The organism is Halosolutus sp. YCN4, from assembly GCF_059736495.1.
In genome coordinates this window covers 359618-371737 of record NZ_JCASSM010000004.1, presented here as the reverse complement: position 1 = coordinate 371737, position 12120 = coordinate 359618, and the positions used below count along the sequence as shown (strand labels likewise).

The 12120-nt window shown below is 51.8% G+C and carries 13 protein-coding genes, 1 tRNA gene and 1 pseudogene; 5 read left to right on the top strand and 10 right to left on the bottom strand.

Translation table 11 applies throughout. The features are described from left to right. Positions 1–170 precede the first annotated feature (170 nt). The 4 genes from AC6I6X_RS16515 to AC6I6X_RS16500 form a co-directional block, all read right to left on the bottom strand. Positions 171–246, bottom strand: a tRNA-Ser gene (locus AC6I6X_RS16515). A gap of 301 nt (positions 247–547) precedes the next feature. Next, positions 548–796: a DUF2080 family transposase-associated protein gene (locus AC6I6X_RS16510; RefSeq protein ID WP_497931625.1), complete on the bottom strand. Its 249-nt coding sequence runs from the start codon at positions 794–796 to the stop codon at positions 548–550. 163 nt (positions 797–959) lie between these two features. Beyond that, on the bottom strand, positions 960–2006 hold the full coding sequence (locus AC6I6X_RS16505) for a hypothetical protein (protein ID WP_497931624.1): 1047 nt from the start codon (positions 2004–2006) through the stop codon (positions 960–962). 280 nt (positions 2007–2286) lie between these two features. After that, positions 2287–3687, bottom strand: a complete 1401-nt coding sequence (locus tag AC6I6X_RS16500) for a hypothetical protein (protein WP_497931623.1) — start codon at positions 3685–3687, stop codon at positions 2287–2289. A gap of 150 nt (positions 3688–3837) precedes the next feature. Between AC6I6X_RS16500 and AC6I6X_RS16495 the strand changes: the two genes are divergently transcribed. Further along, entirely contained in the window at positions 3838–4233 is a 396-nt protein-coding gene (locus AC6I6X_RS16495; RefSeq protein WP_497931622.1) for a hypothetical protein, read from the top strand. A 16-nt stretch (positions 4234–4249) separates the two neighbouring features. Here AC6I6X_RS16495 and AC6I6X_RS16490 read toward each other — a convergent pair whose 3' ends face one another. After that, positions 4250–4549 carry a hypothetical protein gene (locus tag AC6I6X_RS16490; protein WP_497931621.1) on the bottom strand — a complete coding sequence of 100 codons (300 nt, stop codon included), beginning with the start codon at positions 4547–4549 and terminating at the stop codon, positions 4250–4252. A 106-nt stretch (positions 4550–4655) separates the two neighbouring features. Between AC6I6X_RS16490 and AC6I6X_RS16485 the strand changes: the two genes are divergently transcribed. Together AC6I6X_RS16485 and AC6I6X_RS16480 are read left to right on the top strand one after the other, a co-directional pair. Further along, the gene (locus AC6I6X_RS16485) at positions 4656–5105 is read left to right on the top strand and encodes a hypothetical protein (protein WP_497931620.1); all 450 of its coding nucleotides are present in this window, start codon (positions 4656–4658) and stop codon (positions 5103–5105) included. Positions 5106–5287: 182 nt separating this feature from the next. Beyond that, positions 5288–5788: a hypothetical protein gene (locus AC6I6X_RS16480; RefSeq protein WP_497931619.1), complete on the top strand. Its 501-nt coding sequence runs from the start codon at positions 5288–5290 to the stop codon at positions 5786–5788. A 103-nt stretch (positions 5789–5891) separates the two neighbouring features. On the opposite strand, the gene AC6I6X_RS16475 is transcribed toward AC6I6X_RS16480, so the two are convergent. The 4 genes and pseudogenes from AC6I6X_RS16475 to AC6I6X_RS16460 all read right to left on the bottom strand — a co-directional run bounded on the left by AC6I6X_RS16475 (position 5892) and on the right by AC6I6X_RS16460 (position 8705). After that, complete coding sequence (locus tag AC6I6X_RS16475) at positions 5892–6311, bottom strand: GmrSD restriction endonuclease domain-containing protein (RefSeq protein ID WP_497931618.1); 420 nt, start codon at positions 6309–6311, stop codon at positions 5892–5894. Positions 6312–6349: 38 nt separating this feature from the next. Further along, positions 6350–6409: pseudogene (locus AC6I6X_RS16470) on the bottom strand (DUF7837 family putative zinc-binding protein); the annotation flags it as partial. A 154-nt stretch (positions 6410–6563) separates the two neighbouring features. Then, positions 6564–7817, bottom strand: a complete 1254-nt coding sequence (locus tag AC6I6X_RS16465) for a DsbA family protein (protein ID WP_497931617.1) — start codon at positions 7815–7817, stop codon at positions 6564–6566. A gap of 3 nt (positions 7818–7820) precedes the next feature. Then, entirely contained in the window at positions 7821–8705 is an 885-nt protein-coding gene (locus AC6I6X_RS16460) for a hypothetical protein (protein WP_497931616.1), read from the bottom strand. A 225-nt stretch (positions 8706–8930) separates the two neighbouring features. On the opposite strand from AC6I6X_RS16460, the gene AC6I6X_RS16455 reads away from it, so the two are divergent. Next, positions 8931–9137 carry a hypothetical protein gene (locus AC6I6X_RS16455; RefSeq protein ID WP_497931615.1) on the top strand — a complete coding sequence of 69 codons (207 nt, stop codon included), beginning with the start codon at positions 8931–8933 and terminating at the stop codon, positions 9135–9137. Between the two features lie 111 nt (positions 9138–9248). Beyond that, on the top strand, positions 9249–11183 hold the full coding sequence (locus AC6I6X_RS16450; protein WP_497931614.1) for a hypothetical protein: 1935 nt from the start codon (positions 9249–9251) through the stop codon (positions 11181–11183). 224 nt (positions 11184–11407) lie between these two features. Here the strand turns inward: AC6I6X_RS16450 and AC6I6X_RS16445 are convergent, their stop codons facing one another. Then, a complete protein-coding gene (locus AC6I6X_RS16445; protein WP_497931613.1) occupies positions 11408–12073 on the bottom strand; it encodes an HNH endonuclease in 666 nt (221 codons plus the stop codon). Positions 12074–12120: the final 47 nt, after the last annotated feature.

The window sequence follows — 12120 nt, the reverse complement described above, 5'->3', positions numbered from 1 at the left end:
GTTCCTGGTTTCCTCGGCTCGTAATACTATCTAGGATATTATAAAGGCCCGTGTCGTGAGCGTAGGGGCTGACATCTATACTACGTATCACCCGCTCTACCGTTGTTTTCAGTTGATCACGATCTCTTACGGTTACGGAGGCTGGTATCCAGATCGGACGTCCTCGGCTGTGGATGAGTCTCGGATTTTAACCGAGGACTGCGGGCCTCCAATCCGCCGCTCTAAGCAGCCTGAGCTAACTCACCCGTCGCCTACTGCATGTTTGAAACACCACTCCAGTTTTGTGGATGTCCCCCGGAGCCGGGGTGCCCGTTGAACCGACTAATTCGCCGGCAATGGGCAGTGGGGTCGGCGGGTCTCGAACCCGAATAACGCCTTTCATAGCCTGCTCGTAACCGAATTCACTCATTTGGTGCGACCTTTCTTCCCCTCGCAGGTCGGATGCACTCGGATGTTCGGCATCACGGAGCTTGCGCCATTTGTCGACTCGAATACCTGTGCCTTTAGCCATCGGAGACAGGACTGAGCTACGACCCCGCATACTTCATCAACCATCAGGATCACTGTTATCTTCAACCAACTCTACCCGGAATGTCTCTCCCCGGAATCGTTTGGGGAGGAGGAGGTGGGCGCTGTTGCCGCAGGCCTTGGCTTCCAGAGTCTTACGCCATTCCTCAGACTCGTCTACCAGTTCTGCCTGGAACGTTTTGCCGCGGAACCGTTTCGGCACCCGGATGTGAGCACTGTTGCCGCACGGGTCTGCGGTCCGGGTCTCCACCCACTGCTCCGTCGCCATGAGTACATACTATGTAAGAACATTTAAATAAATGATCCAGCCGCCATGACGCTTCGAAAGTTCGGAGTCTACAGAATCAACCAATCCCCTTACTGCAGCAAGCTCGCCGCTACTGGGGGAAGGATGTGCACATACTCGTCAAGCCCCAGAGGGTCACCAGAAGTTACTCCCATGGCGCCTCATCCGGCTTCCACGGCTCCGCCACCTCATGCGTCAACTGGATACGATTCGGTGAAACCAGCAACGTACTATCACACCGCGTACACCGATACTTATCTCCGCCAAAGATACCGGACGACCGTCCCCAGATATGCGTATGATCCGGCGACTCCCCCACTTCCTCAACCGGCCGGATCGACACCGGATAATCCACCGATCGCCGATCCGCCGCCAACACCCGCTCACCTTCAAAATACGACGGCACCGTGTCCGTACTCCGCAACCGCCCACGCTGATCATCATACACACACGTCTCGATCTCGACCCCACACCGGACACAACACCGGTACGCCTCATCCGCCGGCACCAACAGATGACTGCACTCCGGCACCAAATCTGTCGTCGTATACCGCGCATCCTCTTCTTCGTCCGGTGTAATCAACCGGTCCGGTGCATCCAACGCTGGCGGTGCATCCCGATACGACGCAAACGCTGCATCCTGCCGCTCATCAAATGCATCCTCCATCTCCTCGACCAGGAACCGATCATCCGAGAAATCATCCACCGTCGCCCAGTACACGCTGAAGTCCTGCGACAGATAATCGTGTGTTGTTGCCCGGATATCCTTCCCCGCGTTCAAATGCTGGACCTCAACGATCACGCCCTTGCCAAAGAACCGGTTTATGTCCTCGAACTCCAGTAACGCATCTGCTCGTCGCTGATCCGCCTCGGTTGGCGTCGATGAGACATCAATTGTGATCTCCGGCCCGCATCGAGCATATTCGTCAAACCGGTCGCGTAACCCGGTGACAGCGAGTGCTTTCAGTCTCTGATGGGTCTCGGACTCCGCCGGTCCCGGCTCACTGTCGGGTCCCGACCCAGTGCAACTGCCACCGACATTATTGACGTGGTAGAAATGACGTGAACGGCCATCCTCGAACGGTCCGCGCACCCGCATCACGTCACCGCACTGGGTGCAGTAGACGTCCTCGCCGTCGTCGACCTCGGCCAGGATCACGGTGCGGTCGTCCTTGCGGGCGATGAATGGCATTATCGTCCACGTTCACATACCATTTGTATGAAAGCTCGCTCCTCCAGGTCCTCCTCGAAACTCTTGACGGATTGCGTCAAACTGCTGGGCTGCGTTGAGCCAACCGCAGATCCAGAACCGGTGAAAGAGAGAGTAGCCGCGCAGCACCCGAGACCTTCCGGACGGGTCTTCGTGTTGTCATCTATATTTACTAGTTCCATATCGAGACCTATTAGCGCTCCGTCACCAAAGTGAAAGTGAAATAACCGGATCTACGCCTTGTAGAATACTGCAGAGATAGTTAGAAGACCTCTATGAACTGGGTGTCGGCGTCCACTGTCTCCGTAGTATCCTCACTGGCTGCGTAAATCGCTTTCAACCGTTCGCAGTCCAGAATCTTGATACCCTTCTCTTTGAATTCCTCCACAACACCATCATTGAGTTCCTCTGGCGTCTGAGGCGTTGCAACACAGGGAACCGTTTGCAAAGGCTCGATCAGCCCGACGTCCGTCGGGATGAAATAGTCCTCAAGAATCGAGCTGATTGCTTCTGCCCGGTCTAGTATCTGCTCTTTCGCAGAGATATCCTGATTAGTGCACTCAATAAAGAGAATCTGCATATTCTCAGGGTGATAAGCTATGATATCGATCTCCTGATACGGAGCACCGGGAACTTCTTCCGAGAAACTGGGGATAACGAACTGATCGTCCCCGTACCACTGGACAAGCCAGCCAGCTGTACACAACGCATTCACCACAGCCGGCTCAAAGCAATCCGCGTTATGCCCCTCCAAGTAACCCTCTAAATTATCGGCTTGGTCGAACGCCTGCATGATTTCATACCGAGGATTCTCTGGCACGATATCGCCCGTAATGTGTTCAATCATGTTGACCATCCGGTCCTCGAGATACAGGATCGCATAGATCTCGTCGATACCGTCTAACTCTAACTCCTCCGTATATCGAGATCGGCCATCATCAACCGATTCCAGCTGATCCTCATCAAGTCCGATCCGCCAACCTCTGTGCTCATCATACGGCTTCTGGGGGAGCACACTGACGAACAAGTCCTCAAACAATTCCGTAGGAGATACGACTTCTAACATACCCGACTCATCGATGTTGAAGCCCATCCCTGAATCAGCGAAAAGCAGGATAGCAGGTTTCTCCCGATTGGAGCGGAAAACATAGTCAAAGTAGTATCCTTCGCAGCGGCCAAGATCATAGTACGGTTCCTCAGCTCTCATCAACTGGTCATCTAACTCGTTGGTTGTCTCTGAGTACTCATCCTCGACATCCTCTGGGACCTCGATATTAACAGCGGCATTGACCTCCATTCGAGGCCGGGTTTCCCGTACTCGGCCTTCCTGAAGACCGTCTTGGAAATAGTTGCTGGGATTGTGCTGAAGCAACTTGCTTTCTATTTCTACTGAGTCCCCACCTGTAGGGATTTCTCCATCCAGTATCTGCTCAAGCAAATCGAACGGAGAATTTGAGACAACCTCGTAGATCGAAAGCGCTCCTTCCCGGTACAGGACTTCCGTACCTTCCTCACTGGATTCGTGTGAAAACGAGAGCTCTCCATTTGGGATTTGAACTCCATCAACTTCGATACTGGAGAAGGTGAGAGTGGCCGACTTCCAGACGCTACTGAATTCCTCTCGGTACCATTGTAGATCGTCAGGGTCCTCAATGAAAGGCATTTTTCTAACCCAGAATCATTCAGCCAGCAGCATAAACGTCCAGTATCCCGAAATACAAACCTCGATTCCTGTGCAGCTGATGAATGCTTCCTCGTTGGACAAGATTCAACATCATTTATAGATCTGTCAGATCTACGTTCTCAGAGATAAATGGCAGAAACCACGCTTGACGAAATACTCTCGCCACCCATTACTCCGACACAACGAGAACGGGCAACGAGTGAGGAAGATGGCCGATGGAAGCACGTTGAATACGAATTTGAGGAAGTCGACTGGGATACAGCACAAGAAACCCGGTTCTATCCAGACGAGATCATAATCACCGCTGGAAGATGGAATAGAAAAACGGTCTCTAACCCTGGCTACCTCGTAGCTGAAGACGAAACCCGTTACCAGAATCAGGTCTTCATCAGTGACGAATCAGTCCATGTCCTTGACCACGTCTGGCAGGAAGACAAAACCGGTGCCGAAGAAGTATTCACTGTAATCGATACCCTTGCCCGGAAAGACATCATCAAAGGATTCCAACCTAAAACAAGAGAATAACTAGATCTGACGGCCCCTATTCCCCGGCCATCAAGTTCCGAAGATTTTGCTGAGTATTCGCGTCCTCATCGACATCGAAATCAGTTGCTGATGCAATCTTCCGCATCCCCTCCTTCGCATACCGATCTCTGATCTCAAATTCAGCTAACGAGTTCCCATCCTCGCTCGGCTTTTTCCTGAGAATACGTCCACTCTCATCCTCGAACTGGATCACGTAGAAGTGCCGACCCTCATTGTCCACGAACTCCTTAAAGCTCTCCAGATCGGCTTCAAAGCTATCAGCATCACTGGGCATAACTCGAAGTGTATCTTCCATCTGACTTATATCCCGGCGTCACAGTGGACACACAAGATTTGAGGATTACTTGCTGTGCAAAGCTTGATGGCCCCTGATTGAAAAGTCACGTCTAACTGACCCATCCATGTCTGAAGCCACGATCAAATCGGTATACGTGAAGACTGCTCCTTCAGAAATTGATGACGACGATAACCTGGGATACGAACTGCAGAAAGTTAGGGACGACTACGAACACGCCACCATCATCCAGGAAACCGAAATGCCGAACGCACGAGGCAGGAGATACACATTAGTGAGTAGTGGCAGAGTCTTTCCCGACGACGTCCAGGCCACGATTAAACCGTACCTCGACCGAGCAGACTTCTCACATCATCTCAACCCAGGAACCACAAACACTGTCGAAGAACAGGAAGTACGTGTCATGGTTGAAACAGCGGACGGAGACAACTACCACATCCAAAAACTCGATGAAGACCGGTACTACGTATCCCACGACAACAAACCGGTGAAACCTCCACACGCCGTCAATCAGAAAGCAGAGAAAGTGTTCCCCGACTACGAACCAATGCTGTGACTATCTAAGCAAAGAGGTCACGCCTCGGCTACTTTCTCAATAATCAACTCGTGCTTCTCCTCAGAGCTCATATCCCGAAAAACTGTCTAGCGTTACATAGGATCGAACCACACCTATTCGCGGTTGAACACCTTATTCCTTGATGGGAATACCTTTGTGGAGAAGTCCGCCACTTGGTGTTAATGAAATCAGATGTCTCTTTTGAGGACCGTGCGAAACGATTCTTGAGTAGAACGCCGGGCGATCACGGTCACGAACAGACGGTACAGTTCATCAGCGAAATCTTCGGAATAGAGAGCCAGCTTATTGCTTTAGAAAAGAGGTTAGACAATCTCAGCGTAGGAATTAGGAGTAAGGAGCTATCCGAGATAGACGATCAATTATCCGTTCTCTCAACTGAGTTCTTTGAGATACAGCGAGTGATTACATCACCGGAAGACCATCTCCATGAACTGATCGACATCCCTCAAGACGAAGTGAGTAATAAGGCGGTAAGCGAGATACTGACTCAGCTCGGCTGGAAATGGTTCCCCAGAGAGCTGAACCGGGTGTATTCTGTCCAGGAACGGGTCTACCGGAAAGCAGATGCGAAAAGCCAGCAAATGCTGACCAACCGAATAATCTTCCTGTCACTGCTGGCGTTCGTGATCTCTGCCGCCACCTTCGCCATCCAGCACATATAGATCAGAAGGAACGTAGCAGAACCGTCTACCCACCTACACCTGTTAACCCCCTTCAAAAGAAACGCATCTGATAGTCAATGAAGGCAGTATTTCAGGGAAAATTTCACATCTCTTCTACGGACAGAGAATCACTGGACTCACAAGTCGTATCCTCAGGCGACGGAAGTTCCCGAATTATCGCCTTGCTGGAATCGCCGTAGACCTCATCCCATTTTTCCGCATAGCTCATGTCACTACCTGTGTTGTTCTCACCGGGACTGAGAAGAGCAAGTTTTCCGAGCGCCTGATAGTAAGTTTCGTGATCACTCTCTTCTTCCGCCGTCAACTCCTCATCAGGGTTTTGCGCCCAAATATGCACAATCTGAATACCGTCCGTATCCTGTGACTGCCAGTCTTCGAACGAGGGCAGGGATTGGAAATCGCCTTCCGGATTCCCTTCACGGAGATACAGCTCGTACTCGTACAGGAAGTACCGGATGCTGTCCTTGTTCCGGAACCCGTTCCAATTAGCGTCATCCAACACGGACCATCCCCGGACTCATACTCAATCAATACATCGCCTTGATGTATCTCCTCACCGCAACGTGGGCAACTTCCGAGCCGGGAACTCTGGGAACTCATTTTTGTAGAGGGGAGTACGGCCAAGGGTGCCGTATTTGAAGCGCGTGTGCCTGAGGGATCTGAAACACCCTCTACCAAAGTCAAAGACTGGAACCACCATATACCCCAGCTAACCAGAATGAAAGTAGTACCCAGCGAAGCCTCAGGGTAATTCCTACAGAGTCCAGAACCGTTCGCCGCCGACCTTAAAGGAAGAAACATCATCCAGGTCTTCCAATCGTTGGACAGCCTCACCGCGTTCCTGGATCTCGTAGACCTCCATCACCTCGACCGTTGCCACAGGACCATGCTCCTCAACGAAACCGGACAGATCCTGAGGGTCCTGCTTGTCTATCCCTTGGAACGTGAACTGGGTCTCGAAGTCCGAATACCGGACACGCCCATTCTTCGGCACTGGCTTCCCCTGGATTTCCATAAACGTGAACGGAAGCTCTCCACGCTCACCGGATTCCAGTTCAACCTCGTTCAGATCCTCCTCAAAACGCTCCCGGTCCAAGCCAAGATCAGAGGCTAACTCAACCAAGACATCCCGGTCGTTGATGTCACGGCCAGCTGCAACACCACGTCGCCACATCGACCGGATGTAATCCATACCCCGGCGCTGCCTGTTAGCTGCCTCGAACGCCCTGTTGACCAGTTCCGTGGACTCCGGCGGGTCGCTGTCCCAGAACGAAGGATCAACCGGCATACCGAGCTGCTGTCCGACGTCAATCCACTTCTGCTTCTCCTGCCTAGGGTTAAATTCACGGACAGGAGCCGGTTTGTAGAAGAGCTCGATCTCTTCACTGTAGCACTCCTTGACACGTTTCATCACTGGTTGGACACCCCACGACATCGCGCTCAACGCATCGACTTCCTGAACCACGACTACTCTCTCATCTTCCTCCTCGTCTTCGTCGTCTTCATTTTCCTCGTCGTCGGCGTCCTCCTCTTCTGTATCCTCTTCAACGTCGTCCGAATCGTCGATATCGTCTTCCTCTTCCAGGTCTTCTTCTGTCTCGGAGTCGTCGACGTCGTCCTGCTCTTCTGGGTCATCCTCCAGCTCTGTCTCTGGCTCCTCGATGTCCGGGGCTTCGGGCTGCTCCTCTTCTTCATCCTCACACTCTTCACCTTCCTCGGTATCTCCACCGTCTCCCGGATCATCGCCTTCTGGCGGCCCGGTAACCGTACCTGCACCGGCACCGGAAGCAGCACCAGCAGCGCCTGCACCGGCAGCGCCTGCGGCACCGGCAGCACCGGCTACGCCTGCAGCAGCCGCATCGCTATCAGAATCCTCGCCCTCATCGTCACCAGTGAAATCGTCTACACCGGTCTGAGCATGGTCATCAGTCGATCCTTCATCCTGCGAATCATCGTCGTCCGACGAACCTCCGCCGCCTCCGCTATATGAACCAAGGAATACGAACATCGTTCAGTTGTCCTCTTTCTTGTCGCTGAACTCGTTGACAGGCCTCTGCTCCTGACCGTCATTTACCTCAAGCTTCGCCTCCCGATTCTCTTTGAAATCTGGCCACGGATCCTGCGAAAGTCCGTGCCCAGTCGAACACTTCCTCTTCCACTGCCGAAGCCCGGTAGCTCCACGGACACACGGAGGAAACCGCAGCAGGTCATTCTCCGCAAGACGTCCGACCATGAAAACGTTCTCCACCTTCAGGGCGGCTCTCACGTTCCGGACGTGTCCCCGAAGAATCCGAGTCGCGTTCCCGGCGTCACCGCCAGTGTACTGGACAGCATAGAACGCGAACTCCTCGTAGTCAAACCGGTTGAACAGTTCCTGGTACTCCTGGAAGTGCTCGTACTTCCAGCCCTTGTTCGTCGGGATCAACCGGATCTCCAGATCCTTCTCGATGATCAGCTCCTGCAGTTGAGTGACGTGGCCAGTGTATGCCTCGATAGCGTTTTCCTGGATCTCCTCCTCCATCCAGTTGTAGTTGTAGACCACGTCGGGGACGTAGATCGCTGGCTGCGCCACCTCCAGCAAATCCAAGACGTCCTGCAGGGTGCGTTCATTGACTTCGTCATCGTGTTCAGTGCCGAGAATGACCGGGATGTGCCACGGCTCTAAGACCTGGCTCAAGTCGCCGTCCCGCTCTTTGACTTCGTCGGCGTCTGAGAAATTGATCACCACGTACTCGACGCCATGGTTGCCGTCAAGCCACTCCTCATACTCCTCGTCCGGAAGCTCGACACGGGGATGTACGCCTCTAACCGGTTCGTAGATCCGGTGAGAATTAATCGCTTCGTGGACCGTTTGCTGCCCTCTACCGAGTTCAGTGGGTTTTGCAGGCGAACTCAAGTTTTGCTCCTCGTCTCCGGGTGTGTTTTTGCTGTGGGAGACATGTCAGCGTAGGTTTTCCACCCCCATATAACTATCGCCGTAAACGGCGTCTAGGGCGGCCTAAACACTCGAATCCGGGGGGCAACTACCCCTTCAAAATAATCCCATGGTCTTGATAGATGCTTGTTGGTAATATTCTGGAACACAAGAATATTGCATATCAAGAGCAGATAGCAAGTAGATATGAGTGATACAAAGTACGCTCCTGGACCGATCAAGTGCCAAGAATGCGGAGAAGAACTCAAGACCATTGAGAAAGGCCACCTGCAAAGCCAGAACTGCACCGGAAACGTAGACGACGTAGAAGATTACCGGGCCAAGTATCCGGACGCACCTACCCGGACCACAGAAATGCGTGACAAGATCAGCGACAACCTCTCAACAGACTGAATTACTCCTCATTTCTCTTCTACCCACTTCTGTTAAAGAACTCATGGAAGCACCGCTCTGCATCCCTGTAGAGCGTAGCCCTATATACCGCGAAGAACTAACACCGATTTAATGACAGAGGACCCTCTTGAGGGCCTGGAATTTTCATCAGGGTCTGAGGAACGGACTGCAGGAGAGTTCATCGACACAATCCACGATGAAGATATTCTCTACTACTACATCCAAGACGCTTATGAAAAAACGAAATCCGGCGTAGAGATCGACGCTGACGGAAAAGAGGAAAAAATCAATGCACACACACAGGTAGAAGTATTCCAGTCCACCATACAGTACGTCGAAGCCTTCGGAATCTACCTACTCTCCTACATCAAAGGCAAAGAGGACCTCGTCAACAATCTCGTCGAAATACGGCCTAAAAACCTGCGTCGCTTCTTCGAAAGTCTGCAGGATGGAGAGGAAGAAGAATATCTGCAAGACCAGGGAATTGACGAAGACTACGAGACCGTTCTCGAGTCGCTGTTTGGCTACGCCTTCATCGACGAAGTTGGCGAAGAGGCTTCTGAAGAAGAAGTCCGGGAAGCAATCGACCAGTCCATCGAAGTCTTGGACACCAATATTCGGCGTATAGGCGAGTTCTATCTGTACTTCCACGACATCTACAACGCAGTAAAACACGGGAACAGGGCTTTACCCCAATTGGAGAATGGCTTCACGATCTCCAGGGAAAACGGGGAAAGCACGGAACTTGAAGTTGATCTGAACTTCGTACTGTTTCTTTGTAGGACAGAGGAATGGAAGCCGTTCTTCGCCGGTGTACCTATCGATTATCTCATCAATCACTCGCTAACGATCGCTGAGAAAACACACCGGGTATTCAGCTACCTCAAGAAGATTTCGCGGGCAGAGACTTCTGGGGAGAAAATTGATCTCTCCTTCTTTAGATTCGAGGAAACCGATGATGGGGATGAACAAGAGTGGATCACCGCCACAAACAAGAGTGGAGTCATCATTCTGCCCAAGATCAAGGAACTCGAAGAATTACAGCAACCTCAGGAAAGGACATTCCCTGGCCGAATCGAGCTGGATCATCGCACCCTCTATATCAAGACCCGATACGACAACGAAACTTCAGAAGAGTACCCTGTAGAGATCACGACACTACAACGCGGATTGGTCGGGCTCACCCCGCAACCTCTACTCGGCGTCGACTTCAATTTCCTCGTCAACGAGCTTGACGTCAACCAGTATTTCGAATACCTCAAACTGCAGGAAGTGGAGTTAGATGGAGACGGTATAGAGAGAATCATCATCGTCGACGAACACGCCGACAAAGAAATCGACACCGGAAGTCCAGAGAACTTGAACATCCCAGAGAAGCTGGATTACTTCCTGGAACGAGAAGAATTAGAGCAGTTATACTGGCTTCAACAGATCAGTGGCGAGCGAATCCCGATACCCCTGAATTTTGCCCAGCAACAAGGCGACATCATCAACGAGTGCATCGAATCAGACCTGGAACGAGACGATGCTATAGCCGCTGTAGAGGAGTTGAAAGAAGTCGGCAAAAAGAACCATTGGACAACCGTTCATGTCGACTTAGTCACCTTAGATGGGCGGACACTCCAGTCTGAACCTGTCTGCCAGATCCCGGGCGAGCTGATCCCTGATATCGAATTCTACGAGGACGAGGTTACAGAACAGTTTGAGGAAGAATGGGGAGATCCTGGTAAAGATCTCCAAGTCGTTGCAAGAGGGTATGAAGGCGGTTACAAGGACTTAGTCGAAACTCTCAGCAATGACTCCTCCAAGGTAGAGGAAATCTTAGAACAATTAGATCTCGGATCTGAAGGCTCTACGCCGCCGAAGTTTGTGCTACATTACGAAATCGGGGAACCCGGCTTCTGGTTTACAGAACATACTCTGCGATTCCAGTTCCTGACCAATCAGGTACGCCTCAACGTCAATCAAAACTGTCCTCTCTGCGGTAACCCCGTATTCACAGACCTGCGAACACATCTTGTCGAAAACTGTGATCCCTCGCTCTGACACCTTGCGCCATATACAGGGGCTACCTTAGATATCCCACTTTCCTCTTCATAGACTTCACCGCAGAACGTCCGGCCTCAACAACGTCCGAAGCACCGGAACGAACCTTCTCCACCAAACTCCGTTCCTGAAGACGTCGAATCGGTTCCTGCTCCGCCATGCTACTAAGGGTGTTGTAGCTGTACCTAGAAAAAATCAGGTGGTGCTAAACCTTTGAAACGGATCTACTCTGAGAACCGGTATGGCTCAGCAATCTTCGATAACCGGGACTCAAACGGCATCTGAGGGTGACGCGGCACTTCACTTAGAAAGTCGGAAATGCAAAGCGGTGCCCAACAACTCCCAGTTCCTGGATCAACAGTGTGCATGTTCCACTCCTCGTTCTCCTTGATATCCGACGGATCCACCATTTTAGCTTCAATCAGGTGTCTGCAGATCTTCTCAGAGGGGCAGTCACAGACACCGATTGTACCATCTTCCTCTGGTTGCAGGTCCACTCGCCAATAATTAACCGCCTGATCCACATCGTCCCCCTCCACTGTGAGCACCGAGTAAACTGCTTCACGGATATGAACAGGGATACAAACCGTGTCATCACCTGTACTCTCCCCTAAACTGCCAACATATTCCTTGAAAAACACGTTCCGTCCAGTCCATTCGGAAATTCCGCGGTCAGGAGTATCCGACATATCCTCATGATACCGGTGTACCCGGTCATGACACTCATTACACAGAGTGATCAAATTGTTCGGCACAGCCTCCCCACCAGCCGCATCTGGCTTGATATGATGACAGTTCAGGCTACCTGGATGGTTTCTTGAACCACAGCGTTGGCAATAGTACTCATCACGTTCATGGACCTCTTGCTTGACATCCGACGAAATGTTCATATTGCCTTCTATTGAGTGACTGTCCTATAGAACTACAGGAACCCAGT

What these genes read in the sequence shown, in the direction of transcription:
- AC6I6X_RS16510 (WP_497931625.1), bottom strand. Translation starts at nt 796, where the DNA reads ATGGCGACGGAGCAGTGGGTGGAGACCCGGACCGCAGACCCGTGCGGC.
- AC6I6X_RS16505 (WP_497931624.1), bottom strand. Translation starts at nt 2,006, where the DNA reads ATGCCATTCATCGCCCGCAAGGACGACCGCACCGTGATCCTGGCCGAG.
- AC6I6X_RS16500 (WP_497931623.1), bottom strand. Translation starts at nt 3,687, where the DNA reads ATGCCTTTCATTGAGGACCCTGACGATCTACAATGGTACCGAGAGGAA.
- AC6I6X_RS16495 (WP_497931622.1), top strand. Translation starts at nt 3,838, where the DNA reads ATGGCAGAAACCACGCTTGACGAAATACTCTCGCCACCCATTACTCCG.
- AC6I6X_RS16490 (WP_497931621.1), bottom strand. Translation starts at nt 4,549, where the DNA reads ATGGAAGATACACTTCGAGTTATGCCCAGTGATGCTGATAGCTTTGAA.
- AC6I6X_RS16485 (WP_497931620.1), top strand. Translation starts at nt 4,656, where the DNA reads ATGTCTGAAGCCACGATCAAATCGGTATACGTGAAGACTGCTCCTTCA.
- AC6I6X_RS16480 (WP_497931619.1), top strand. Translation starts at nt 5,288, where the DNA reads ATGAAATCAGATGTCTCTTTTGAGGACCGTGCGAAACGATTCTTGAGT.
- AC6I6X_RS16465 (WP_497931617.1), bottom strand. Translation starts at nt 7,817, where the DNA reads ATGTTCGTATTCCTTGGTTCATATAGCGGAGGCGGCGGAGGTTCGTCG.
- AC6I6X_RS16455 (WP_497931615.1), top strand. Translation starts at nt 8,931, where the DNA reads ATGAGTGATACAAAGTACGCTCCTGGACCGATCAAGTGCCAAGAATGC.
- AC6I6X_RS16450 (WP_497931614.1), top strand. Translation starts at nt 9,249, where the DNA reads ATGACAGAGGACCCTCTTGAGGGCCTGGAATTTTCATCAGGGTCTGAG.
- AC6I6X_RS16445 (WP_497931613.1), bottom strand. Translation starts at nt 12,073, where the DNA reads ATGAACATTTCGTCGGATGTCAAGCAAGAGGTCCATGAACGTGATGAG.